At 64.1% G+C, this 23,495-nt stretch carries 25 protein-coding genes; 4 read left to right on the top strand and 21 right to left on the bottom strand.

The window, feature by feature from the left end; all coding sequences use genetic code 11:
* Positions 1-4 precede the first annotated feature (4 nt).
* Entirely contained in the window at positions 5-409 is a 405-nt protein-coding gene (locus EV580_RS05605; protein WP_133690102.1) for an SCP2 sterol-binding domain-containing protein, read from the bottom strand.
* Between the two features lie 185 nt (positions 410-594).
* Here EV580_RS05605 and EV580_RS05610 point away from each other — a divergent pair, with 185 nt between their 5' ends.
* The gene (locus EV580_RS05610; protein WP_133690103.1) at positions 595-1,344 is read left to right on the top strand and encodes a hypothetical protein; all 750 of its coding nucleotides are present in this window, start codon (positions 595-597) and stop codon (positions 1,342-1,344) included.
* A complete protein-coding gene (locus tag EV580_RS05615; RefSeq protein WP_133690104.1) occupies positions 1,344-1,709 on the top strand; it encodes a hypothetical protein in 366 nt (121 codons plus the stop codon). Before EV580_RS05610 ends, EV580_RS05615 begins: the two co-directional genes overlap by 1 nt.
* Before the next feature lie 121 nt (positions 1,710-1,830).
* Here EV580_RS05615 and EV580_RS05620 read toward each other — a convergent pair whose 3' ends face one another.
* The 8 genes from EV580_RS05620 to EV580_RS05650 are packed head-to-tail and all read right to left on the bottom strand — an operon-like array spanning position 1,831 to position 10,412.
* The gene (locus tag EV580_RS05620) at positions 1,831-2,436 is read right to left on the bottom strand and encodes a MarR family transcriptional regulator (protein ID WP_133690105.1); all 606 of its coding nucleotides are present in this window, start codon (positions 2,434-2,436) and stop codon (positions 1,831-1,833) included.
* Positions 2,429-4,012, bottom strand: a complete 1,584-nt coding sequence (locus EV580_RS05625; protein WP_133690106.1) for a pyruvate, phosphate dikinase — start codon at positions 4,010-4,012, stop codon at positions 2,429-2,431. The genes EV580_RS05620 and EV580_RS05625 overlap by 8 nt, the downstream gene beginning before the upstream one ends.
* Entirely contained in the window at positions 4,012-4,734 is a 723-nt protein-coding gene (locus EV580_RS05630; RefSeq protein ID WP_133690107.1) for a hypothetical protein, read from the bottom strand. Before EV580_RS05630 ends, EV580_RS05625 begins: the two co-directional genes overlap by 1 nt.
* Complete coding sequence (locus EV580_RS05635) at positions 4,731-5,468, bottom strand: hypothetical protein (protein ID WP_133690108.1); 738 nt, start codon at positions 5,466-5,468, stop codon at positions 4,731-4,733. The genes EV580_RS05630 and EV580_RS05635 overlap by 4 nt, the downstream gene beginning before the upstream one ends.
* A 24-nt stretch (positions 5,469-5,492) precedes the next feature.
* Positions 5,493-7,103 (bottom strand): PEP-utilizing enzyme, encoded by a 1,611-nt coding sequence (locus EV580_RS05640; RefSeq protein WP_166654589.1) that lies wholly within the window; start codon positions 7,101-7,103, stop codon positions 5,493-5,495.
* Positions 7,100-8,068 carry a DUF7064 domain-containing protein gene (locus EV580_RS33625; protein WP_166654590.1) on the bottom strand — a complete coding sequence of 323 codons (969 nt, stop codon included), beginning with the start codon at positions 8,066-8,068 and terminating at the stop codon, positions 7,100-7,102. Before EV580_RS33625 ends, EV580_RS05640 begins: the two co-directional genes overlap by 4 nt.
* Entirely contained in the window at positions 8,065-9,309 is a 1,245-nt protein-coding gene (locus tag EV580_RS05645; RefSeq protein WP_133690110.1) for a cytochrome P450, read from the bottom strand. The genes EV580_RS33625 and EV580_RS05645 overlap by 4 nt, the downstream gene beginning before the upstream one ends.
* Positions 9,306-10,412, bottom strand: a complete 1,107-nt coding sequence (locus EV580_RS05650; protein ID WP_133690111.1) for a TIGR03857 family LLM class F420-dependent oxidoreductase — start codon at positions 10,410-10,412, stop codon at positions 9,306-9,308. The genes EV580_RS05645 and EV580_RS05650 overlap by 4 nt, the downstream gene beginning before the upstream one ends.
* Positions 10,413-10,507: 95 nt before the next feature.
* On the opposite strand from EV580_RS05650, the gene EV580_RS05655 reads away from it, so the two are divergent.
* Positions 10,508-11,080 carry a TetR/AcrR family transcriptional regulator gene (locus EV580_RS05655; protein ID WP_133690112.1) on the top strand — a complete coding sequence of 191 codons (573 nt, stop codon included), beginning with the start codon at positions 10,508-10,510 and terminating at the stop codon, positions 11,078-11,080.
* Between the two features lie 3 nt (positions 11,081-11,083).
* Here the strand turns inward: EV580_RS05655 and EV580_RS05660 are convergent, their stop codons facing one another.
* The 4 genes from EV580_RS05660 to EV580_RS05675 are packed head-to-tail and all read right to left on the bottom strand — an operon-like array spanning position 11,084 to position 15,246.
* Positions 11,084-11,791, bottom strand: coding sequence for a hypothetical protein (locus tag EV580_RS05660; RefSeq protein WP_133690113.1), 708 nt, complete (start codon positions 11,789-11,791; stop codon positions 11,084-11,086).
* 1 nt (position 11,792) lies between these two features.
* A complete protein-coding gene (locus EV580_RS05665) occupies positions 11,793-13,031 on the bottom strand; it encodes a cytochrome P450 (protein WP_133690114.1) in 1,239 nt (412 codons plus the stop codon).
* Positions 13,032-13,033: 2 nt separating this feature from the next.
* Positions 13,034-14,113, bottom strand: a complete 1,080-nt coding sequence (locus EV580_RS05670; protein ID WP_133690115.1) for a DUF7064 domain-containing protein — start codon at positions 14,111-14,113, stop codon at positions 13,034-13,036.
* A gap of 2 nt (positions 14,114-14,115) precedes the next feature.
* Positions 14,116-15,246, bottom strand: a complete 1,131-nt coding sequence (locus EV580_RS05675; RefSeq protein WP_286171459.1) for a phosphotransferase — start codon at positions 15,244-15,246, stop codon at positions 14,116-14,118.
* Positions 15,247-15,381: 135 nt separating this feature from the next.
* On the opposite strand from EV580_RS05675, the gene EV580_RS05680 reads away from it, so the two are divergent.
* A complete protein-coding gene (locus EV580_RS05680; RefSeq protein ID WP_133690116.1) occupies positions 15,382-16,083 on the top strand; it encodes a hypothetical protein in 702 nt (233 codons plus the stop codon).
* A gap of 4 nt (positions 16,084-16,087) precedes the next feature.
* Here the strand turns inward: EV580_RS05680 and EV580_RS05685 are convergent, their stop codons facing one another.
* The 8 genes from EV580_RS05685 to EV580_RS05720 all read right to left on the bottom strand — a co-directional run bounded on the left by EV580_RS05685 (position 16,088) and on the right by EV580_RS05720 (position 23,488).
* Complete coding sequence (locus tag EV580_RS05685) at positions 16,088-16,711, bottom strand: TetR/AcrR family transcriptional regulator (protein ID WP_133690117.1); 624 nt, start codon at positions 16,709-16,711, stop codon at positions 16,088-16,090.
* A gap of 89 nt (positions 16,712-16,800) precedes the next feature.
* Positions 16,801-17,541, bottom strand: coding sequence for a hypothetical protein (locus EV580_RS05690; RefSeq protein ID WP_133690118.1), 741 nt, complete (start codon positions 17,539-17,541; stop codon positions 16,801-16,803).
* A gap of 9 nt (positions 17,542-17,550) precedes the next feature.
* The gene (locus EV580_RS05695) at positions 17,551-18,246 is read right to left on the bottom strand and encodes a hypothetical protein (protein ID WP_133690119.1); all 696 of its coding nucleotides are present in this window, start codon (positions 18,244-18,246) and stop codon (positions 17,551-17,553) included.
* A gap of 2 nt (positions 18,247-18,248) precedes the next feature.
* Positions 18,249-19,562, bottom strand: a complete 1,314-nt coding sequence (locus EV580_RS05700; RefSeq protein WP_133690120.1) for a phytoene desaturase family protein — start codon at positions 19,560-19,562, stop codon at positions 18,249-18,251.
* A gap of 22 nt (positions 19,563-19,584) precedes the next feature.
* Entirely contained in the window at positions 19,585-20,745 is a 1,161-nt protein-coding gene (locus EV580_RS05705; RefSeq protein WP_133690121.1) for an acyl-CoA dehydrogenase family protein, read from the bottom strand.
* 3 nt (positions 20,746-20,748) lie between these two features.
* Positions 20,749-21,957 (bottom strand): enoyl-CoA hydratase-related protein, encoded by a 1,209-nt coding sequence (locus tag EV580_RS05710; protein WP_133690122.1) that lies wholly within the window; start codon positions 21,955-21,957, stop codon positions 20,749-20,751.
* Between the two features lie 137 nt (positions 21,958-22,094).
* Entirely contained in the window at positions 22,095-22,727 is a 633-nt protein-coding gene (locus tag EV580_RS05715; RefSeq protein WP_133690123.1) for a TetR/AcrR family transcriptional regulator, read from the bottom strand.
* 11 nt (positions 22,728-22,738) lie between these two features.
* Positions 22,739-23,488 (bottom strand): hypothetical protein, encoded by a 750-nt coding sequence (locus tag EV580_RS05720; RefSeq protein WP_133690124.1) that lies wholly within the window; start codon positions 23,486-23,488, stop codon positions 22,739-22,741.
* Positions 23,489-23,495 lie beyond the last annotated feature (7 nt).

Consider the following 23,495-nt stretch of genomic DNA (forward strand, 5'->3'; position numbering starts at 1 on the left):
GGCGCTAGACGATCAGGTCGGTGCGGCCGTCACCCTGGAGCCGAGCGATATAGGTCGGGTAGAGCTTCTTGCCCAGCGGTGCGAGCTTGAGCAGGCTCGCGACATTGCCTTCGACGGTGATCTTCTTCTTGGCCATGGCCAGCGGCAGGTTCACCTTGCCCTGCCAATAGGCGTTGCCGGTGTCAGCGGTCATGAACATGGTGGCCATCGGCGCGGTACCGCCTGCCACTCCCTCACGGGTCGTCTTGTTGGCCATGTCGATGACGACGACGGCCTTGGGGTCGGTGAAGTCGAACGCCACCACCAGCCCGGTCGCCTCGAGCTTCGGGCCGATCTCAGGGTCGTCGAATGCGGCCTCGAAGATGCCGCCGATGTACTTCGCCACCTCGGCAGAGTCGGTGAACCCCATCGTTCTCCTTAATTTATTTTCGATTCAAAACTGTACCTGAAAGAGTACAACATCGACAGGATTGGATATGTGCATCGTCACATCCCGGTGCTGCCTCGTCAACTTCCGTCGGCCAGCGCAACCCAAGATTATGAACGACACTTCATGATTGAAATCTGATTCATTGCAGCGGTAGGGTCAGCCCAATGAGCACCGCCACTACCCCGCTGGACCTCCGCAGTGACATCGACAAGTCGCGCCGGATCCAAGTCTTCTGCACCTGGTGCGGGCCGGTCTTCGTACTGTGCCTGTTCGGCGGCTGGGGCCTGCTCGGCGGATTCATCCCGTTGATTCCGGCCACCGACTCGGCCGCCGAAGTAGCGGCCGTCTACAGCACGAACCCGACGCTGCATCGGATCGGATTGATCATCGCGATGGCGGGCGCCTTTCTGACCCTGCCGTTCGCCCTGGCGATCAGCATGCAGATGCGCCGCACCGAGTTGAGGACCCCGGTTCTGTCCATCCTGCAGTTCGCCTCAGGACTGATCGTCACGGTGGTGCTGATCATCCCGATCCTGTTGTTCGCCGGTAACGCCTTTCGCCCGGAGCGCGCAGCCGAACTGACCCAGCTCGTCAATGACCTGTCCTACGAGATGTTGATCCTTCCGTGGCCGCCGCTCATCGGCCAGCTGGGCGCCCTCGCGATGGCGGTCTTCACCGATCGGCGAGCCAATCCGGTGTTCCCGCGGTGGATCGGCTACTACAACGTCTGGGTCGCGGTTCTGCTATTGCCGGCAAGCATGATCCTGTTCTTCAAGTCCGGACCGTTTGCCTGGACAGGTGTCATCGGATTCTGGATTCCCGCAGCCGTTTTCGGCACCTGGTATCTGGTGATGACGGTGTTCCTGCTGCGTGCGATCAAGCAGGAGTCCGACGAAGGTCTGAAGGAGATCTGATGTCCGCACTGAAGGCGCTGTCGGCGACGCGGGCGGCGATCGGCACGAGCGGGTGGGCGATGCCGATCACGGCAGGGAAGCTGTTCGGCATCGACGCATCCAAGGATGTCAGTGCCGCGTTGTATCTGCGGCTGGGTGGAACCCGTGACTTCGCCCTGGCCGCAGGCCCGTTGATGACCGCGGGCCCTGCTCGCCGGAAGCTGCTGGCCGTCGCGGCCGCGTGCGATCTGGGCGACATCGCGGCCGTGACGATCGCCCAGCGTCGCGGGAAGATCTCTCCGCTCAGTGCGGGCCTGTTCACCGCGGCGTCGCTGGCGTGCCTGGGGCTGAGCGCCAAAGCGATCGCGGATACCCAGACCAAGTAATCCCACGCGCTCTTGCGCCGAGATTGACGCTAGCGCGGGCGCCTCTCGCACTTTCCCGCGCTAGCGTCAATCTCGGCGAATCCGCACCCTCCCGCGGCGACCCAAAAAACTAGCCCATCGCCTAGTCTGCGTGCCCGGCCTTGGCCTCGTCCTCACGCGTGAGGCCGGAGGCGGCGATCAACTCTTCGTGCAGTTCGAACCAGACGGTGTGATACGAGTCGATGATCGGGCGGGTGAACCATGCGGTGTCACCGGCTTGGACCTTACTCAAGGCTGACTCCAGCTTGTCCGCGTAAGCAGCCAGCCGCGGCACCACGTCGACGACTGCGGCGAGGACCGGTGTCACCCGCTGATGGACATCGGTGAGGCGGTCGAGGATCGCGGCGTCGTAGGCAGCGTCCTCGTGGGTATTGGGTTGACCGTCTTTGAGCTGCCAGTCCGCGACCAGAGCTTTGAACTCGTGGTTGACCGTGCGGAATTCGGCGTAGCTCTGCGCAAGAGCCGCGTGGTCTACGCTCGATCGCTCCTGGGCCAGCAGGGTATTGAGCCGCGCTCGCCCCTCCGGGCTGAGACGCAGCGAGGTACCCTCCAGGAGCAGCCCGCCGGCGGTCAGCTGAAGCACTGTCTGTGCCACGTCAGTCGCGTCCTCGCCCACCGTCGCCACTAGCTGCGGTTCGACGATGCGGCCTTTGAGCCGCACTGCCTGCAATACGGTCAACTCAGACATTGACTGCCCTTTCTTCGCTGAGTCGGAGCGCAACGAGCATCGTGATCAACGGATGCGCTGAGACGACGTCGGTGTGCCCGGCGGCCAGCGCATCGGCTACCACCGTCGGGGATGAATCAGTCAGCACCGGGTAGGCACCGCTGGCGTAGGCACGCAGGGGGCTGACGCGCCGCGCGATCTCAGCGAGTCCGGTCAGATCCGGCGACTTGGTCTCCGACCAGGCGGCGCGTTCGAGTATCCCTTCGCGCACCTCCCCTTCGTCGCCGTCGACCGTAACCAGCTTGCCGGCCAGCGCCGCGACCACTCCGGCGCCGCAGCCCACCACGGCCGGGGTGCCGATCTCGCGGCTGACCACCGCGGCGTGCGAGGTGGCCCCGCCGATCTCGGTGACGATGGCTTGAGCGGCGATCATGCCCTGCACGTCATCGGGGCTCGTCGCGGTGCGAACCAGGATGACGTCCTCCCCCGCGTCGGCCGCATCCAGTGCCTCGTCGACGTCGGTGTACACCCGGCCCGATGCCACTCCCGGGCATGATGGCAGGCCCCGGGCCAGAAGTGGTGCTGCCAAGCGTGTTTCGGGCTGCAATGACGGCGCGAGCAGCGCGTCGATGTGCGCCGGTGTCACCCGGCGCAGCGCCTCCGCGTCGTCGATCAGTCCTTCAGCACGCAGTTGCAGGGCTAGGCGCACCGCGGCTTGGGCCGATCGTTTGGCCGATCGCGTCTGCAGCAACCACAGCTTGCCCTCTTCGACGGTGAATTCGATGTCTTGAACATCGGCCGCCAGCCTCTCGAGCGTCCGTGCGGTGGCCATCAGTTGGTCGTAGACCGCCGGTTGCTCGACGCTCAGGGCGGCGATGGGTTCGACGCCGACGCTGCCGGAGACGACGTCCTCGCCTTGCCCGCCGGCCAGCCACTCCCCGAAGGGTGCGTTGGCCCCGGTAATCGGGTTACGCGAGAACAGAACCCCGGTGCCGGAATCATCCGCCAGGTTGCCGAACACCATGGCCTGCACGATGACCGCCGTTCCGGCGCTGTCGTCCAGGCCGTGGTGCGCCCGGTAGTGCACGGCCCGCGGACTGTTCCACGAAGCGAATACCGCTTCGATCGCTCCCCGAAGCTGCGTCCACGGGTCGTCGGGCACCTCGGCGCCTTCGACGCTGCCCAGCACGATGCGGCGGTACATGTCGGTGAACCGGATTCGGGTGTCACGGGCGAATGCGGCGCTCGCTCCGTCTGCGAGAGCATTCTCGACCGCATTGTCGATGCCGAGGTCCAGGACTGTGTCCATCATCCCTGGCATGGATTGCGCCGCACCGCTGCGCACGCTGACCAACAGCGGGCGCGGTCCCCGTCCGAACGTGCGCGATGTCTCGTCCTCGAGCCAGCCCATCTTCTCCCGGACATCGGACCAAATGTCATCAAGGCAGCCTGCCGCATCGGTGAGGAACCGGCCGCAGACTTCGGTGGTGATACAAAAGGCCGGTGGTACCGACAAGCCCTCGCGGCGCATCGCGTCGATGCCGTAGCCCTTGTTGCCCAGGATGTTTCGGGGAAGGTCTGCGCTGCCGTCCAGCATTACGACGGTACTAATGCCGCACCTCCGATCAGTTCGGTGCCGCGTTCGCGGGCCGCCGCGGCGATCACAAGATAGGCGGTGACGCAGATCCAGATGAAGAAGATCGCGACCCCGATTCCCCAGACGATGATCCCGTTCCAGGCCAGCGGACCCTCCTTGAAGAACACCACCAGGCCGGCCGGGAAGACGCCCATCACAGCGAAGAAGTTGAGGTAGGCATACCAGCGTGGATAGACCGGATTCGGACTCTTGTCCTGCAGGACGATCACCCCGATGATGGCGTTCTGCACCAGCACTGTCGTCGTGGTGCCGATGAACGTCAGCCACGCCACGTCATTGAGGGCCTGGGTGATTGCGGGATCGCGGTCGGGCCGATAGAGGATGCCCTGCCAGAGCATGAGCGGCAGGATGATCTCGAGCGTCGTGCACGCCGCCGCGGCCAGCTGGCCGTAGACCAAGGTGCGCGAGACCCCTTCGATGCGGCGCATCTGCTGCGAGATCACCGCGTAAAACGGTGCGAGCAGGCCGGTTCCGACCATCGCGATGAACACACCCAACCGCTTGGCGACGGTGTCGTCTTGGAAGAACGCCGCGATCTGCGCCGCGCTCTCCGACGGCGCCGGTGGCCAGATGAAATGGGCCAGGGGCAGCAAGCCGATGAAGAACAGCAGCGTCATCAACGGCCCGCACCATGCGCAGACCACCTGATTGCGATAGTTCACAGCACTTGCTCCGTCACATTGGATTCAGCGGCAACAGTTTTCTGCTGCGCGTCTTCGGCGGCGATCGCACGCAGCACCAGAAGCGACATGACCACCATCCAGACGGCGAATGCGGTCAAGGGCAGGTACCAGACCAGGATGCCGTTCCAGGCGAACGGACCGGTGTGGAAAAACACCGTGATCGAGCCGGGCAGGAACAGCATCGCGATCCAGAAATTGAGGTAGGCCGCCCAACGCGGGAACACCGGGTTCGGGTTGCCGGCACTGTCGAGGAAGATTGCGGTTCCGATGGACAGCGTCTGCAGGATCGGGGTCGAGGTGATCGCCACGAACAGCAGCCATGCGGTGTCGTTCATCGCCAGCAAGACCTGCGGGTCGCGTGGCCGGAATGTCATGGACTCCCAGATGATCAGGGAAATGATGAATTCCAGGACGAACAGGGCTCCGACCGCGAGGTTGGTGTAGGCAAGCGCGGCAACGCGGCGCTTCATGCGCATCATCTGCGCGGTGACGGCCGCACTCCAGGACGCCAGCAGCGCGGAGCCCATCAGCGAGATGATCATGCCCAGCCGGATGCGCACGGCGTCCTCGGTGAACAGCTGGGCAAGTTGTTCGCCGGTGAGGGTTGGAGGCGGCGGCGGAATGAAACCGGCAACCAACCAGAATCCGACGAAAAAGATGACGATGCAGGCGATCCCGCTCCACGCGCACAATCGCTGGGCCGTGGTGTTCATCCGTTGAACCTCCTCGTCGAGGGGCTAGTTCTCGGCGCGCTTGAGCAGCTGCACGGTCCCGGCGGACCCGTCGACCCGCACCAGGTCGCCGTCGCGCAGCACCCGACTTCCGTTGCCGGTGTTGACCACGCACGGCAACCCGAGCTCACGCGCCACCACCGCGGCATGGCTGAGCACGCTGCCGATGTCGACGACGAGGGCCGACGACACGAACATGATGGACGCCCAACTCGGGTCGGTGGTCGGTGCGACCAGGACCTCGCCTGGTTCGACGTCAACCACCGCCGGATCGAGCACGACACGCACCCGCCCTTCGACAGTCCCACTGCCGGCACCGATCCCGGTCAGTAGCAGATCGTCGGCAGCGTCGGGCTCGCTGTCGGCAATCACCGTCGGCTCGGGCGTGCCCCGCCACCACGTCGGCAACTCGAGCCGCTGGTACTCAGTGCGCCGTTCCCGGCGCAGCGCCACCAGATCCCGTGCGCCGAGCGGAGATCCGTCGACGATCTCGTCGACCGTCAGGTAGAACACATCCTCGGGCTCGTCCAGGACGCCGGTGGAGGCGAGGTGCTCACCGACCCGGCGGGCCGCCGCTCGCGCGACGTCGAGTGCCTGCAGGAACGACACTTTTCCGACCCCACGCAGCGGGATGGTGCGCGCGGCGTGATTCAGCAGCAGTTTGACCGCGGGACGTGCCGGTGCTGGAAGTTCCGCCAACAGCTCGGTCTGCATTCTCGGCAACCGATCCCGCGCCATCCGTTCCCGCGCAACAGGACTCGCACTGTCGTCAGTGGCGGCGTAGCGCTCGATCACCGCCGCCAGCGGGGCCGGGTCCTCGCGCCACACCCGCGAGGAGATCTCGCCCTCGAGCGGACCGTGATACCCGTGGCTGGCGACCACCTCATCGAGGGTGAGCTCGCCACGTGACGCCTTCCAGATGTCGTCGACCATCTTCAGTTCCGCGCCACCGGCACCGGAGAGCACGCCGACGTCGCCGACCCCGGTGCGGGCCACCAACGAAGTCAGTGCGTTGACCAACGGTGTGATCGCCGCGAACAGCGCGATGCCGTGCAATGTCATTGCGGTGGAGAAGCGGCGGCTGGCGTCCTCGAAAATCGCCACCGCACCGGCCAGGTCTGCGTGAGCCACCCGAGTGGTCTCCGCGCGCCACCAGGCATCGATCTGGGGTACCAGTCGGCGCACTCGGCCCGGCATGCCGAGCGCGGCGCGCGGCATCCGGTAGGCGATGACCGGATAGCGCCGCATCGTCGGGGCAAACGTCATCGTTGACGGTGCCTCACCCAGCATGCCGGTGATTGCGACTTCGCCTGTGGTGCCCGGCATTCGGTCACCGACCGCGGCCAGCCACTCGGTGCGCATGGCGATCCGCCCGAAGAAGACGGTGATGATCCGGTCCGGGCCCGGTGGCGGTTGCTTGCGCTCGCCAGCGCCGAAAACTCCGAGGGCGTAGGACAGGTCGCGGCACATCTGGTCACCGATATCCGACCAGATCGACCAGCCCAGCGGAGTGGCGACGCCGGGGACCGCCTCGCCGACGTTGACGGTCGACCAATGCGTGTCGGGTCCGCCCGGCTGATGCAGGGGATCCCACGCGTCGACCGGGTAGTGCGTCACGCGAGCCGGATCGATCGTTCGGTGTGGCCGTAGCCGATTTCGCCGTCCCATTCGAATCGCGACAGGTTTTCGAAGTTCGCCGTCGCGGTGACCGCGGGGTCGTACCCGATGCAGATGTCGTTGGGACCGTCGAAGCCGTTCGGGAAGGGATGCAGGATCTCGCCGCGGATGCGGTGATCGCCGAGTTCGAGCACATAGGGGTCGGCGTGCTGAGCCCGCTCGGTCAGCACCGGAGAGTTGTGCATCTCCACCGCCGTCAACACGCCGTCCTCTTGGATGACCGCGCGAGTCAAGAGATTTCCGTCGACAACCAATTGCAGCAGGATGAAGCCACGGCCGCTGGGGAAGTTTGCCCATGACCAGATGTGGCTGGAGAAGACGGTGAAATCGCGTGGGCCGCTGGTGTGGTCACGCAGTCCCTGTCCGTCGAACGGGATCTGCTCGCCCGCGACGGTGATGCTGCCGCGCACAGTGACCAGTTGCTCGTAGTGCAGTTTTCCCCACTGGTGCGCAGCCTCGACCTCGCCCCAGTCCCACACGGCTCCATGGCATTCCAGACTCAGATCAAATCCGAGCCGTTCGTGCCGCCTGTCGCCGGCCATACCGTTGTAGAGCCGGTCCACGGTGGTGCGGATCGACCCGCCATCACGGCTCATCCGCCAGGACCGAAACGGCTCGACGCACTGAAACGCCATCGTCGCTCCGCCCGGGCCGCGCGGTGTCTCGGAACGGCCGTAGCCCTTGCTGACCAGCCGTTCCCCGTCGGGCAGATACAGGAACGACAGCTCCCGCCATAGCGTCGGATCGAACGGCGCCCGGCCCAGATGCGTCCACAGACCGATCTGGGAACCGGGGTCGTAGGCGACGAAGCAGTAGTTCTCCGTCCACAGCGGAATATCGGGATAGGACTGGATCGGGAATTCCGATTCAGGCGTCAGACCCGTAGGGGCAATGGCGCCGCTCATGCGCGTGACCGGCTTTCGTCCCAGGACAGCATCAACCGCGCCGGGCCCCGGAACAACAGGGCGTCGGTGTCCCATTCGAGTTCTTCCAGGCGCAGCCCGCTCAACCGACTCAGCAGGGCTTGCACCGCAATGTCGATCACCGCCCGGGCCATGTGCTGGCCGGGACACTTGTGCGGTCCGTGACCGAACGTCAGATGGTCTGGCGGCACATCGCGGCTGATGTCGAACTGCTCGGCATGCGGGCACCAGCTCTCGTCATGATTGGCCGCCGACAGGTAGACCATGATCGGCGTATCGGCCGGGATCTGGTGGCCACCCAACTCGATGTCCTCGCTCAACAGACGGTGGGTGCCGTGCACGGTACCGATGTGACGCAGAATCTCCTGAACTGCGTTGGGCAGCAACGTCATATCCTCTTGCAATGCGCGCAGCTGGTCGGGGTGGCGCAGCAGCGTCACCATCGCGTTGCATATCGACAGCGCACTGGTGTCGTGTCCGCCGACATAGATGCTCCACAGGTTGGCGATCAACTCGTCTTCGGTGAGCGTGCCGTCGTCGGTGTCGGCGATCATCTTGTTGACCAGGTCGTCCACCGGCTCTTCGCGCCGCCGCGCCACCAGACCCCGGAAGTAGGTGTCCAGCGCCGACATCGAGTCGTTGGCGACCTTCAGCTGATCGGCGTCGAGCGGAAGCATCTGCACGGCCAGCTTGAACCCGTGCATCCACTGATAGATATCGGCCTCGTCCTCGTGTGGCACGGCGAGCAGCTGGCTGATCGCCGAGAGCGGCAGCGGGGACGCGAACGCCGCCATCAGCTCGACGCGGCCGGGGCCACCGGAGGGGTCGACGAAGGCGTCGATCAGCTGGTGGGCCCGATCGGCGATCGCGGGCCGCAGCGTGTCGACCAGACCGGGCCGGAAGTTGCGCTGGAAGGTCTGCCGCACCCGGCGGTGATCCTCCCCCGCCTTCATCAGCACGCTGTCGGCCATGATCGTGAAGTACGGCTGGTTCACGACGTCGTCGCCGTGGCGCATCCGCTGGAACTGCTCCCACCGCAGATCGCCGTCCTTGCGCGCCAGCACCTCCCGTGCCGGATCGTGTCCGGTCACGACGAAGGAGCCCAGCGCTTCCGCGGCGAAGACGGGATCGATGGCGCGAAGTCGCGCCAAGATCGGGAAGGGATCGACGGCCAGCTCCGGGTCGAGAGGGTTGAACACGTAGTCGTTTTCGGCGGTGGTCATGCGATGCTCCGAATTTTCCAGGCTTCGATCAACTTGGCGTTCTGGGCGGGAGTGCTTCCATAGGTGGCGATTTCGTCCGCGCCCGCGTCACGGAACCGCTGCAAGGAGGTCACACACTCGTCGACCGACCCGATGGCACACGTATCGATCATCCACTCGTCGGGCACGATTTTCGCCGGTTCCAGCAACTGGTGGCGATGAAACAGCCGATCGGCCACCTTCTCGTTGGCGGCCAGCTGCTTGTGTGCCCGCAACTCGTGGACTACCGACATGTCCCAGCCGTTTTCTTCGACCAGGGTCTCCCCGTAGCCGGGGTACTGCAGATAGCCGACCGCCCGGCCGTGCGCCAACGATCGGGTTTCGATGTCGTCGAGTCCCGGTGCGGTGATGACCGCTTGGCAGATCCGGATCTCGGCGGGATCGCGGTCGATTCGCTGGCACGCCAGGCGGATTCGCTCGACCGCCTTTGCGGTGGCTTCCGGGGTGAGCACCGGTGGCAGCAGGACTCCGTCGAAGGACGACGCGAGTAGTTCGGCGCCCTTCTTCTTCGCGAACGTTCCGAGCCACACCGGTGGCGGCGGTCCAGTCACGATCTCGGAGAAGGCCAGCGACGGGAAGTTCCCGACCGGCCCGTCGTACGACACTGTCTCGCCGCGCCATAGCCGGCGCAGGATGTCGACATAGTCCGCCATCTCGGTGAACGTCGGCATCCGAAGACCCATGCCGTGCCAAATCGCGTCGGTGCCACGGCCCAGACCGAGGGTGAATCGCGGACCGTAGCAGGCCTGCATGGTCGCCGCGAGCGCGGCCATCAGCCACGGCTGGCGGGTGGGCGGGCACACCATCGCCGTGCCGACCTCGATCCGCGACGTACGTGCTGCCGCACCCGAGAGGATCACGTCGGCCTGCTTGATATCCCACCGCTCGGAGAGCCACGCCGCACGAAAACCGAGCCGTTCGGCTTCGACAACATCGTCGATGCCCTGTGCCGGGGTGCGCATATCCGAGTCGTAGTCGACGTCGCCTTGCACCGCGCTCACCGCTCCGGAGATGACGTATGCGCTCAAATCGTCGACGACATCGACGTGCTCACCTTGGGACATTCGGTCTTCCGTTCGATGTCTGGCCCGCCATTGGGCTATTCTTACGCTTGTAAGAACGGTAGCTTCTACTTTTACAGTTGTAAAGGAATCCTTGGATGGCGAGTCAGGGCCAGCCTCGGCGCGGTCGGAAACCGACGCTGAGCCGCGAAATCGTCATCGAGGCGGCACTCGATCTCATCGACAGCGACGGGCTCGGCGCGCTGAACCTGCGCAAGCTCGCCGACCGGATGGGCATCAGCGCGATGACGCCGTACCACTACTTCGAGGACAAGGCGGACCTACTGTCCGCGATGATCGAGTACGCGATGACGCCGCTGGCCAACGATCTCGATCCGAACCTGTCCTCGGACAAGCAGATTGGTGCGGCCATGCTCGATCTGCACCGGATCCTTGACCGCCACCCCGGCGTCGTCGACCTGATCATCGCCGAGTCGGACAAGCTGCGACTCGACGAGTTCCGCCAGAGCCTCATCGCTACCCTGCAGAAGGCGGGACTCTCCCGCCCCCGCAGTGCCGACGTCCTGCGCTCGCTGACCAGCTACGTACTGGGCTACACGATGCTCAACCGGCTGCGCCCGGAACAGCCGAACCGGAGCGCGCCGCCGGATTCCTTCGACGTCGGACTCGAGATGATGATGCGTTCGCTGCGTGAGGAATTGGGCGGCTGAGGGTCACTCGGCAGGTCTCCGATTGGACTCAATCGGTTCATCCTTGACAGCCCGCAGTAAGTAGTACGTGACGACGTTGTACCAAATCGCGAAGACCGCGAGGGGCAGATAGAGGCCGAAGATCCCGTTCCACGCCAGCGGTCCGGTGTAGAAGAAGACGATCGCGCTCGCCGGAAACATACTGAGCGCGAACCACACGCTGAGGTAGCCGACCCACGAAGGAAGCACCGAGCTGCGATTCATCAGTATGCAGAGGCCGAGTGCCGCGGCCTGAACGAAGAAGAACGGCCAACTGACAATCCATGAGATCCACGCGAAGTCGTTGAGAAGCCCGATCGTGTCACTGGCGTGGCCGGACCGATAGGCCATGGCCAACCACACCAGGGGTGAGATCGCGAAGAACACTGCTCCGAGGCCTGCGGAGATCGCTTGAACTGCGCTGAGAGCCGGGAAGCGTGACCGTTCTAGCCGCAGCATCTGACCGGAGACCGCCACGCCCCACGGTAGATACAGTGCCGACGCGAACGCACAGACCGACATGCCCACCAGAATGCGCACGTGGCGCCCGTCGAAAAAGGCCATGACGGCGTCGGGGCTCCAGCTCGGCGCGGGTGGGGGGATGAAACCCGCCACCACGACAATTCCGAAAAGATAGAGAACGAAGAACGCGTAGCCGCTGTAGAGATAAACCAGCTGGCTTCGCCTGTTCACACTAAGCGTCCCATTCGAATTCGAGACGCTCCGGTCGATGGAAGATCATTCCGTCCTGCACCCGGATCTCCTGACCATCGACGAGACGCAGATTGGGCAGTCGAGTGATCGCTGTTTCGATCGCGACCTTCATGTCCATTCGTGCGACATTGATGCCGATGCAGGTGTGGGGGCCGGTGCCGAAATGCATGCTCTTGCGCATCTCAGCAGGATCGCGGTCGATGTCGAATCGCTCGGGGCACGCGAACACGGTGTCGTCATTGTTGGCGGATTGGACCAAGGCAAAGATATTCGCCCCCTTCGGAATACGTTGACCCCGAATCTCCACATCCTCCTTGACCCGGCGGACGATTCCGCGTGCCGGACTGAGCCGGCGCAACGACTCTTCGACGACTCTCGGTACCAGACTCAGGTCATTCCTGACCCGCTCCAGTAAGTCGGTGTGCTGGCTGAGTGTGTACAGCGTGAAGCTGATCCCGCCAGCACTGGTCTCGAACCCTGCAATGACCAATTGCCCTATCACGCCGAGGATCTCACGGTCCGTCAAACTCTTTTCGCTCTGCTCTTGAGCGAGAATCAACCCACTGATCAAGTCGGCACGCGGGTCGGCACGCCGCCGCGCGATGGCATCCAGCAGATACTCGTTGAACCCGACCTGATCACGGGCGAGCTCCAGACGCCGAGCATCGGAGATCGACGGGACGAACAGTTCAGTGATACCGAGCGTCCAGTCGCGGAATTTCTGCCGATCCTCCGCGGGTACTCCCAAGATCTTGATGAGCACATCGATCGGCATCGGGGTGGCGAACTGCTCCACCAGGTCGGCTCGACCGTCACCGGCGAAGCTATCGACCAGAGAGTTTGCGGCCGCGCGGATCACGTCTTCGTGTTGTTTCACCGCGACGGGTGTCAACGGTTTGGCGGCAAGTTTGCGAATCCGGGTATGTTCCGGCGGATCTGTGTTGATCAAGGCTGGCTGCCATGGCGCATAGCCATGAGGCAGTTGCTGTTTCAGTTCGTCCGGCACCTCGCCGACAAGGTCGTCCGGCATGCAGCCGAATCGGTCCATGTCCTTGACGATCGCCAACACATCGTCGTATCTGCTGATCACCCAGGCATCGAGCTCGGGAACGTGCAACACCGGTGCATGCTCGCGCAGCGGCCCGAACAAGGGGCAGGTATCCCAGGTGCTGCGAAACACGTCCATCATCGAAGGCTGTGTGTCGGTTTGGTCAGTCACTGTCACACCTCGGGTCGGCGGTAAGGGGGATAATCGGATGAATCCGGAAAGCACTGCAGGAGGCCAGGATCCTCGGCAAGGAGTCTCTTCCAGTACTTGCGGTAGTGCCGGAAGCTCATGAAATCCTGGTCCTCGCCATAGACCACCTGCCCGTCGTATTCCCAACGCACCAGCGACCACCAGTTCAGAATGTCGCTGTTGATCGGCCATTTCAGCCAGTTCATCGTTTGACCGACGGCGTGCAGCTCGCGGCCCAGTTCGTCCACACAGTCGATGACCTGGGACAGCACGCGTCCGTCTCGGCCGCGTTCAGCACGCCGGGTACCCCCGAGGATCCTTGCCTTGACTCCGTCGCGGATGTAAAAGCCGGTGGTCACGGTCTCCGTCGTGCCTTCGATCGGATCGTCGTCGAACTGCAGCGTCGTCTGCGGGTCGTAGAGATGCCAACCACTGTCGGCGGACGCGAAGACGTACGGCCAACCAGCACGCAGCGGGTCCTTCACGTCGGCATGCCGCGGGCCCCATCCACGGTCACGCAGGCCGCCGCAGTCGATATCGATGATGTCCCCCGCGATTTCGAGGGTGCCTTTGATCCAGCCGGCGTGCTCGTAGTGCCCGACCGAGTAGTCCCCTTCTTTCTTGACCCAGTTCTTGATTCCCGGATCCTCTTCACCGTCGCTCGCCAGTTGCATGTAGTGCGGCTCCGCGAGTGCGGTCCAGGTCAGGTCGAACGTGACCCCGTGGCGGTCGTAGCGCAGCCGGTACTCGCGCTGCGGCTCGATCATGGTGCAGCTCAGGGAGTTCGACAATTCGAAGTCGTACATCTGCGCACCGTCGGGGATGGCCAGATGCTGATCCCACCCGTAGTACAGGCAGTTGTAGACGTCCTCGCCGGTGTGGTCCCACATCGCCGGGCCGGCCACCACCAGGTTCATGTTCGGTCGGAAGTAGAAGTAGATGAATCCGCAGAGGTTTCGCTCCGGAACGGTGAACCCGAAAAGGCTGTTCTCACTCCAGTACGGGTCTGCGCTGCGTTGGTGAAAGTACTCGTCCGCGACGTCGATCTGGTCGGTCCACCCCATCGTCACACCAGCCCTGCAGCTTGCGGGGCGTCCAGGTCCAGGGCCATGTCTGCGTAGCGACGTATCTGGTCGATGATGATCCGATCCGCTTGCTCGCTGGACTCCACCTGACTGGCCATTCCGACGAAGAGGAGCACGCCATACATCGCCCCCTCGCGGTAGGCGGACCAACACTCGTCGCGGTTGAAGCCCTCCACACCTGAAAAAACCAGGCGGTCATGATATTCGGCGATCAATTCGCGCTCAGCCGCCCGGCGGTCCGCCGTAGGCAGCGATGAGCCCAGGTAATACGCAGGGTCGAGGCCCGGCGGGCCCAACCGGACCGTCTGGAAATCGACGACGACAGCTCGATCGGATTCCGGGTCGGTGGCGAACATCAGGTTGTCGCTACGAAAGTCGCCATGTTGGATGACGGTCGGGGCCTTCCAGCTGCGCACCCATTCGCCGGCGCGGGGCACCACGGACTCGAACAGGCTGACGTGGGACGCCGCGAGGTGGTCGCCGAACCGCTCCAAGAACGGTGCGAGGCCCGCCGGAAGAGAATCGAAAACCCCGATGGTTCGTCGTGGGTCTGCGAGCCAGGCCAGGTCCGCGAGTTGCGCACTATTCCACAACGGTGCCTGAAATTTGACGAGTTCGCCTAACGCCGTGGAACATTCGGAAGGCGTCGCCGTCTCGAGCACGTTGCCGGCCCGCATCCCCGTGCCGAGATCCTCCAGGACCAGGTTGAATGTTGCCGCATCCTCGGAAAGTTGAGCCGAGTAACACTTCGCCAGCCCCAGATTCGGCACCAAGGGAGCGATGTCGCGGTAGAACAGGGTCTCCAGCTCGTACATGCCCATCGCCACGGCAAGTCCCCGGCTGCCGGGATCATCACTGGGAAACTTCACGACAACTGATGCGGGTGCGTTCGTTGTGCCGGTATAGGTCAACCTTGCTCGCATCATCCGGGCAATGATCCCGCCTTCCACGGGCTCGAGATCGACGGCGGCGAGGTCAGCTTCGGCCAGCAGTCCCGCCTCGCCGAGGACAGCCCGGAACCAATCAAGAGTCATCAATTCGACCTCGCCCACGATCGGCGTCGGATTTCCGTTGCCGCCGTTGATAACAACGGACGGAATGGCGTTGCTCATCGAGTAGCGCTCCTACAGGGCAGAAGAGGGATCTGGTGCGTCCGAGCGTCGATCTCGCTCAATCTCGAACATCTAATTCGAACACTATGTACGATTAGCCCGCGTTGTCAATCCCCGCGAACGGAGACCATCTACATGAATCCCAGCCTGCGCATCCTCGGCGTGTGGAGCGCTGCCGCGTTCTTCCTGCTCTGGCTTGTCGGCTTCGTGTTCTTCGCTCAGTGGATTCCGCCGATACCGCCATCGAACTCGGCCGGGGAGATCGCCGATCTCTTCAAGGCCAGATCGGTCCCCATCCGAATCGGCATGGTGCTGATGACAATCGGCACGGTCTTCTACCTACCGTGGACCGTGGTGCTCTCCGATTTGATCAAGGAAATCGAAGGCAAGTCGTTCTTCCTCGCCGGTACCCAGCTCACGGCGGGCGTTGTTTCGGCAATGACGTTCTTCCTGCCGGCCTTCGTGTGGACCACGGCGGCGTTCCGCCCGAACCGAAGTCCTGAGATCACACAAGCTCTCGTCGATCTCGGCTGGTTGTTCTTCATCACCCCGATCGCGCCGTTCATCCTTCAGTACGTGACCCTGGCGATCGCCATCTTCCGCGACAGACGACCCCGCCCGGCGTTTCCGCGTTGGGCGGCTTATCTCCAACTCTGGGTGAGCATTTCGTTCTTGCCGGCTCTAGGTGCGATGTTCTTGAAGACTGGGCCGTTCGCGTGGAACGGGCTACTCGTGTGGTGGATTCCGTTCGCAATGTTCACAGGATGGTTCGTGTCGATGATCGCCCTGACCTGGCGAGCGGTTCAACAAGTGCATGAACCAGCCGAAATTGATTGAGGCGCTAGGCTATCGGTGAGTAGAGGGTCCGCCAGACCACGGTTGTCATGCCGTCGAGACGCTCTTCGACATCATCACCGGTGCTCGTCAGCTCGTAGAGACCGCGTTCGATCATCCAGGTGAGCCATGGCGCAACGGCCGCGACGTCGACCTCGGCGGGGATGAAGCCGGCATCCTGCTGCCCACGGAACCCGACTCTGAGGTCTTCTGCCCTGCGCTCCATAACGCCTGCGAACTGAGCACGGACTCGCGCATCATGGGTGGCGGTCTCGACGACAGCAGCCAATAAGTAGCGATGGGCGGTGTAGGCGTCCGCGATCTGTTTGAGCGCCGCCTTCAGATCAGCGGGGGTCGAATCCGGGGGCAGACTGAACCACGCGTCGGCAGCCTCTCCGACCTTTTGGGTGACGCGTTCCGCCAGTTCAGTAAGCAGTTCACCCTTGTCCTCGAAGTACACATAGAAGGTCGACCGCGCGATCTCAGCGCCAGTGATGAGCTGCTCCACGCTGATTTCCGCGAAGCCAGTACCCTCGGCGAGCAATTGTTCGGCGACAGCGAACAGCCTGCGAGCGATTTCCTCACGCCGAGCCGCGCGGCTGACCCTGCCCTTCCGAACCGTCACTGCCATCGCGCGATACGCCTGCCCGTCGTGTGAATAGTCGCCCAGTTTCTGGGATTCTACTCAGCCATCGCAGATCGCCGTGGATCCCTTCGCGATCACTCACGTTCGAGCCGCCGCAGTGCGCGGAATGCGTACGGAGTCAGGACGGCGATGAGAACGAAGAACATCACGAAGACCGCCCAGAAGTTGAGCAGACCGTGCCACGCGAACGGTCCCGTTCGGACGAACGGCACCAGAGTCAGCGGAATGTAGACCAGCGCGGTCAGGAAGCACACGTAGGCGACCCAGCGCGGGAACAACGGTTGTTCGCGGCGGTCGATCAGGATCGCGATGCCCAGCGCCACGCTCTGCAGGAACGAGAACATGAACGTGAGGTCGAAGAACAGCCAGCCGAAGTCGTAGAGGGTCTGAACGGTTTCCGGAGAACGGCTTTCCGCCCGGAACGTCGCGGTCTGCCACACCACGGCGGGCATCGCTGTCACGAGCGCGGTCATCAGGCCGCCGACGAGTTCGGTCATCGACAGCGGCCCCATCGGGCCTTCCATCCGGCTGATGATCTTGGACAGCGCCACACTCCAGGTGTAGTAGCAGGGCGCGCCGACGACCATCAGCACCATGCCGATTCTGATTGCGGTGCCGTGGGTTTGGAAGTACTCGGTGATAGCGGCGGCGTCAAGGTTCTCACCCGGTGGTGGCCAAAATCCGGCGAAGACCGCGAAGCCCAGCAGCCCCAGGCCGACATACAGACACACCGACCACAGTGCTGCACGCAGCAGGGTGAAGTCTGTCTTCGTGCCGTATCGCTGTACTGAAGCGGTTTCAGACGTCGTTGTCATGGTTGCCTCCTAGTCGGTCTTTTCCGGGGAATGAGGGTCGTCGAGGTTGGCGTTTCGCAGCACCACACCCATCACGATCAGGAATGCGGCGTAGGCGAACAGCGCGAGCCAGAAGACGAATACGCCGCGCCACGAGAACGGCCCGGAGTGGAAGAAGAAGGCCAGCACGTCAGGGATGAATGCCGCGGCGACCCAGAAGTTGAGGTAGCCGACCCACCTTGGCAACACCGACTGTCTGTGCCCCAGTATGGCCGTGCCGATCGCGATGTTCTGAATCATGAACGGCGCGATCGGCGTGAGGAACAGCAGCCACGCGATGTCGTTGAGGGTGACGGTGAGTTCCGGGGTGCGGTCGGGCCGGAACGCGATGATGGCCATCAACAGCATCGGCATCAGCAGTAGCACACCGGTGGCCGCGCCGGTGATCGCTTGGATGATCGTCAACAACGGCGTGCGTCCCTCGATCCGCCACATCGTCAGCGTGATCAACGCGATCAGCGGGAAAACCAGGCAGACACCGAGTTGCGCGATCACCAGGCCGACCAGGACCCGGGTGTCGTGACTGTAGAACGCGACGACTTCCTCGGTGGTGCTCGACGATCCCAGGGGGAACGGAAGGACGCCGGCGATGAGCCAGCCGATGAACGCCACCACGACCGTCGCCGGCCCGGACCAGGCGCACAACCGCTGCAGTGTCCCCGACATCGTCAACTGCGGACGATCGGACGGTAACTGGCGACGATCTTGTCGGCCACGAGCTTCGCGGTTTCCGCGCACGCGGTAGTGCCGCCGTTGGCGTACTCCTTGACCGCATCTCCGACGTTCCAGAGGCCCTCGAGCGGAGTTTCGTGGGGTAGGTCGAATCCGGCGACCGCCCGCTGAGGGGGCCAGCCGTCGCGGGTGACGGCGACGTTGAGAATCCTTGCCCGAGTGTCGAAATCGTCGATAGTGTCACGAAGGTCGTCGAACAGCAGCTCGGTCTCGGCGGCCTCGTCGAAGTCACCGATCGACGGCTGCGGCACCGACGTACCGACGTAGAGGTGCCAACCCGCTGGCGCCATCTCCGGACAGAGGTCGGTGAAGTTGGCGATGTACGCCAGCCGGCGGGATTTCGCGAAGCTCAGCATTCCGGGCGCGGCGATCAGTGGTTCGGTGCTGGCGAAGTTGACCGAAATCATCGAAGTTGGCCGGTCACCCAGTGCGACCAACTCGCGGTAGTCGGCCGGAACGGTGTCCGCGCCGAGCAGCGTCAGCGTCGCTGCGGGTCCGACGTCGCTGATCACGATCGGTGCGTTGACCGTGACCGCAACTCCGTCACGCACGAGCTCGACACCGGTCACCCGGCCATCGGCGGATGCGATGCCGGACACTTCCGTCGACAACCAGATCTCACCGCCGTCGCGCTCGAGGGCTGCGGCCAGTCCCTTCCAGATGCCGATGGTTCCTTCGGGATGGAAGCCGAACCGCTTGAACGCGCTCTTGCGGGTGAAGTAGGTCAGGAACACCCGCGCGGGCAGGTCTTCGGAGCCGACGGCGAAGATCGACGCGCACATATTGCGGAAAATCCCATGCACGCCTTCGTTCTTGGTGTACTTGGCCACCCACTGCGCCGTGGAGATCTCGTCCTCCGGCAGACCGGAGTCGCTCCGGGCTGCACCGATCCCCTTCACCAGCTTGGCGCCCTGCCGGGTCAGCTTGCCGAGCAGCAAGCCCCAGCCGCCGCCGGTGACGTCGACATCTTTACCGCCGATCCGGTAGAGCAGCGGGGGCTTGGGCTCCCGGATGTCGAACGGTGCGCCGACCTCCTCGCACGTCTCCTGGGTAATGCCACCGACCTCGATCACGATCGCGCCGTTGTTGACTTTGAACCCATCGATGTCGTCGGTGGACGCCCGGCCCCCGACCTTGTCGAGGCGTTCCACGACCAACGTGCGAAAGCCGCTGTGCGCCAATCGTGCTGCGGTGAACAATCCGCCGGCACCGGCGCCGATCACGACGACGTCGAAATCGGTTGTTGTCATTGACGTTTCTCCTCTTCCGTGGTCAGTACGAACGGGGCAGACCCAGTGAGGTCTGGGCGATGAAGTTGAGGACCATCTCGCGGCTGACCGGAGCGGTGCGCATCAGCCGTGTCACGAACCACAGCTCCGACAGCCCGTATTCGTGAGACAGTCCGTTGCCGCCGTGTGTCTGGATGGCTTGATCCAGCGCGGCGAGCGCCGCCTCTGACGCCGCGAACTTCGCCATGTTGGCGGCCTCGCCTGCCGACTCGCCGGCGTCGAACAACTCGGCGCTGCGCATCGTCGCCAGCCGGCCCACTTCGACGTTGATGTGACATTCGGCCAGCGGATGGGCGACGCCCTGGTGAGATCCGATGGGCGCCGACCACACCGTGCGTTCCTTGGCATAGTCCGCCGCCTTGTCGACCGCGTAGCGTCCGAGGCCACCGCACAAGGCGCCCACCAGGATCCGTTCCGGGTTCAGGCCGTCGAATACCTGCCGCAGGCCGTCGCCGACGCTGCCGATCAGGGCGTCGTCGCCGACTTCGACGTCATCGAGAAACACGGTGAACTGCTGATCGGGCGACACGATCGAGGTATCGATCTGCTGGTAACTGAGCCCGGGTGCGTCGGTGGGCACCACGAACAGCGACAGCCGAGATTTCTCGGGCGTCGACTCGTCGGCGTCGCGGGTGACGAGCAGGATCGCGTCGGCCTGGTCGACTGCCGAGATGTAGTATTTGGCGCCCGAGATCGACCAGCCCGAATTGGTGCGCCGCGCTGTCGTTTTGACGTTGTGGCTATTGGATCCGGCATCGGGCTCGGTGAGCCCGAAAGCCATCTTCTGTGATCCGTCGGCGATGGCCGGCAGCCAGCGACGCTTCATCTCCTCGGATCCGTGGTGGGCCAGGATGCTGCCGCAGATGGCCGGCGAGATCACCCAGATCAATAGCGGCATCCCGTGGGCGGCGAGTTCTTCGACCACCACCACGGCCTCGGCCATGCCCCCTCCCCCGCCGCCATATTCGTCGGGCAGGTGCACGCCGAGCAGGCCGGCCGCGCCGAGGTCCTTCCAGAGCTCCTCGATGTCGCCGCCACTGCGGGCGCGGCCCAGGAAGTATTGCGGGCCATAGCGATCGGCGATCGCGGCGACGGTGGCGCGGATGGCGCTGTGTTCTTCTGAATCGTGGATGAGTCCGGACATCGGCTACCTTCCGGTGAATTCGGGTGTGGTTTTGGCCGCGAACGCGGCGATGGCGGCGGCCGCATCGGCGGTGTCGCCGGTCAGGCGCAGTCCGTCGGTTTCGGCGACGAGCTGGGCCGGCAGGTCGCGATGCCACGATTCGCGCATCAAGCGGCGCATGGTGGCGAATGCTTTGGTCGGGCCGTGCGCGAGTTCACCGGCGACGGCGACGGCGCGCTGCCGCAGCTGGTCGGCGGGCACAACCTCGTTGATCAGTCCCCAGTCCAGCGCCTCGCTGGCGGTGATCGGGGTGTTGCGCAGATACGCGGCCGCCGCGCGGCGAGCCCCGATGAGCCGAGGCAGATGCCAGGTCCCTCCACCATCGCCAGAAACGCCGATCCCGGCGAACGCGGTGACGAAACGAGTTCCCTCGGCGGCGATTACAAGATCGGCGGCGTAGACGTACCCAAGCCCGCCGCCAGCCACGGCCCCGTGTGCGGCGGTGACGATCGGCACGTCGAGTCGGCTGAGGATGGCGAACGCTTCATGGAAGGGCGTGGTCATCTCGATGAATAGCTCACCGAATCGCTCCCGGCCGCCGTCGAGGAAGAACCCGATATCGCCGCCGACCGACAGGGACGGGCCGTCTCCACGGATCAGAACGCAGCGCACGGTGGCGTCGGCGGAGATGCGGCGGGCGACCTCGAGGGTTTCCTTGGCGACCCGCAGGTCGATGGCGTTGCGGTCGGCGGGCCGGTTGAGGCACAGCGTGGCAATGCCGTCGTCGACGAGGTAGTCGATCGTCGCCAACGGTGGCGGCGCGTCGAGAGCCGCGTGCCACGCCGCGGTATCGGTGAGCTGGTGCAGTGTCGTGATCCGCCCGTCCGGGGCGAAGGCGAGAAGGTGGACGAACTCGGCGTCGAGCGGTTGACCGGAGCGGCGCGCGGTTCCCCGGTAGCGGCCGGCGACCATCAGGCGTCCGTCGCCCAGGAGCTGGAAATCGCCGGGGATCGCGCGGGCGGTGAAGTTGCGACCGATGCGCCACCAGAGGTTGGCGCACATCGCGTCAGCCCCGACGTGGCGTCCGCCCATGTCGAGCGGCAGTCCCTCGGCGGCATGCCCGACGAAGTCGGGATGCAGAAGTGCGTCGATGCCCTCACGATCTCCGGCAGCCAGCGCGTCGTAGAGCCGTTGAACTGCTGCGACACGGGGGTCAACGGCGACGTCCGACACTGGGGCGCTCCTCTCCTGAAACAAAATCTAATCGCTATTAAAAATAGCCGGCAGCACATAGGCTGTTGCCCGGTCCGGACGGTATCACAGTTTTTAGTTGCTGTTAAAAATTTGAGCGAGTGCTGGTAGCCGGGAGATCAGCCCTCTGGCACCTGAAGGCCGCGAACCGTCAGGATCGTCATCGCTTCGATGACCTGCCGGTAGGCGGCATCCTTGTGCAGTCCCATCCAGTCGCCGTGCAACGCGACCGACAACACCATCGCGAACATCGCCCGCACGGTCGGTCCCAGATCGAAGCCGGAGAATCCCCGCTCGCGTGACTCGGTGCCCACGACCTCCTCAATAACGGTGAGCACCTCGGCGAAGGCCTGATCCACCTGGTTGGCCGCCTCCGTTGGGAGGTCGTCGAATTGGCGGGCGGACATGAGCGCGAGGAGGACTTCCCGCTCGCCGTGCAGGACCTCGAAAAGGCCTGTGTAAAGGTCGAGGCCCTCCTCATAGGGGCTGCGCACGCCGTGTTCGCGGGTGCGGTAATCGACCAGGTACTGCTGAATGAACGCGGTGAACGGGGCAACGACCGACTCTTGGAAGAGGCCGGCCTTCGTGCCGAAGTGACGGAAGATCATCACCTCCGTCACTCCGGCACGTTCGGCGATGTCGCGAGTGGACGTTCCCTTGTAGCCACGCTCGGCAAAGATGTCACGCGCGGCGGTCAACAGCAGCTGTCGTCCCCGGCCCCGCACGCTGGCGGTGGGTTTCACGGCTGCCATGCCACGTGACACTAGCCTGTCGTGAAGTCGATCTTGGCCCGACGGTAAAGCAACACGGTATTCACCGTCATACCCGCCGCGAAGAACACTGTCGGCAGCCAAATTCCGACAATGCCGTCCCACGAAAACGGTCCCGATTTGAAGAAGACGGCCGCCACACCGCCGGCGCCGATGGTCGCGACCCACAGGTTCATATAGGCCGCCCAGCGCGGCCAGGTCGGGTCGGGTCGGGTGTCCATGAAACCGGCGATCGCCATGCAGACGTACTGCATCGAGTACGTGGGGATGAGCATCGTCCAGACCAGCCACCCGTAGTCGTTGAAGCCGCGAATGATCTCCGGGCTGATATCAGGCCGGAAGCTCGCCAAAAGCCAGAACAGGCAGATGATCTGGAAGAACGCGACGAGGATCACGGCCCCGCCGAATTGAATGGGTGCCAGCAGTGCGCCGCGGCCCTCGATCCGTCGAATCTCTTTGGACACGACGGTGTAGAAGGGCAGCAGGAAGCTGGAGGCAAACAGCGCTCCGATCAACCCGAATCGGATCGAGGCTTGGTTGTCGAGGTAGAACCTTGCGATGTCAGCGGCACTTGCTCCCGGCGACGGTGGCGGGAAGAAGCCGGCGAGGAAAACGAACGGGATTCCGAAGCCGATGATGGCGACCGGCCAGGCCCAGATGCACGCGTAGTGCAATCGGCGCCGGATCGCGGATGCCGCCTGGGACGTCGCCTCGGCGCCGACGGCTGGGTAGGTGGTGGACATGGCATGC

It is taken from the genome of Mycobacterium sp. BK086 (genome assembly GCA_004362315.1).
GTDB lineage: Bacteria > Actinomycetota > Actinomycetes > Mycobacteriales > Mycobacteriaceae > Mycobacterium.

What these genes read in the sequence shown, in the direction of transcription:
- EV580_RS05605 (WP_133690102.1), bottom strand. Translation starts at nt 409, where the DNA reads ATGGGGTTCACCGACTCTGCCGAGGTGGCGAAGTACATCGGCGGCATC.
- EV580_RS05610 (WP_133690103.1), top strand. Translation starts at nt 595, where the DNA reads ATGAGCACCGCCACTACCCCGCTGGACCTCCGCAGTGACATCGACAAG.
- EV580_RS05615 (WP_133690104.1), top strand. Translation starts at nt 1,344, where the DNA reads ATGTCCGCACTGAAGGCGCTGTCGGCGACGCGGGCGGCGATCGGCACG.
- EV580_RS05620 (WP_133690105.1), bottom strand. Translation starts at nt 2,436, where the DNA reads ATGTCTGAGTTGACCGTATTGCAGGCAGTGCGGCTCAAAGGCCGCATC.
- EV580_RS05625 (WP_133690106.1), bottom strand. Translation starts at nt 4,012, where the DNA reads ATGCTGGACGGCAGCGCAGACCTTCCCCGAAACATCCTGGGCAACAAG.
- EV580_RS05635 (WP_133690108.1), bottom strand. Translation starts at nt 5,468, where the DNA reads ATGAACACCACGGCCCAGCGATTGTGCGCGTGGAGCGGGATCGCCTGC.
- EV580_RS33625 (WP_166654590.1), bottom strand. Translation starts at nt 8,068, where the DNA reads ATGAGCGGCGCCATTGCCCCTACGGGTCTGACGCCTGAATCGGAATTC.
- EV580_RS05645 (WP_133690110.1), bottom strand. Translation starts at nt 9,309, where the DNA reads ATGACCACCGCCGAAAACGACTACGTGTTCAACCCTCTCGACCCGGAG.
- EV580_RS05650 (WP_133690111.1), bottom strand. Translation starts at nt 10,412, where the DNA reads ATGTCCCAAGGTGAGCACGTCGATGTCGTCGACGATTTGAGCGCATAC.
- EV580_RS05655 (WP_133690112.1), top strand. Translation starts at nt 10,508, where the DNA reads ATGGCGAGTCAGGGCCAGCCTCGGCGCGGTCGGAAACCGACGCTGAGC.
- EV580_RS05670 (WP_133690115.1), bottom strand. Translation starts at nt 14,113, where the DNA reads ATGGGGTGGACCGACCAGATCGACGTCGCGGACGAGTACTTTCACCAA.
- EV580_RS05675 (WP_286171459.1), bottom strand. Translation starts at nt 15,246, where the DNA reads ATGAGCAACGCCATTCCGTCCGTTGTTATCAACGGCGGCAACGGAAAT.
- EV580_RS05680 (WP_133690116.1), top strand. Translation starts at nt 15,382, where the DNA reads ATGAATCCCAGCCTGCGCATCCTCGGCGTGTGGAGCGCTGCCGCGTTC.
- EV580_RS05685 (WP_133690117.1), bottom strand. Translation starts at nt 16,711, where the DNA reads ATGGCAGTGACGGTTCGGAAGGGCAGGGTCAGCCGCGCGGCTCGGCGT.
- EV580_RS05690 (WP_133690118.1), bottom strand. Translation starts at nt 17,541, where the DNA reads ATGACAACGACGTCTGAAACCGCTTCAGTACAGCGATACGGCACGAAG.
- EV580_RS05695 (WP_133690119.1), bottom strand. Translation starts at nt 18,246, where the DNA reads ATGTCGGGGACACTGCAGCGGTTGTGCGCCTGGTCCGGGCCGGCGACG.
- EV580_RS05700 (WP_133690120.1), bottom strand. Translation starts at nt 19,562, where the DNA reads ATGACAACAACCGATTTCGACGTCGTCGTGATCGGCGCCGGTGCCGGC.
- EV580_RS05705 (WP_133690121.1), bottom strand. Translation starts at nt 20,745, where the DNA reads ATGTCCGGACTCATCCACGATTCAGAAGAACACAGCGCCATCCGCGCC.
- EV580_RS05715 (WP_133690123.1), bottom strand. Translation starts at nt 22,727, where the DNA reads ATGGCAGCCGTGAAACCCACCGCCAGCGTGCGGGGCCGGGGACGACAG.
- EV580_RS05720 (WP_133690124.1), bottom strand. Translation starts at nt 23,488, where the DNA reads ATGTCCACCACCTACCCAGCCGTCGGCGCCGAGGCGACGTCCCAGGCG.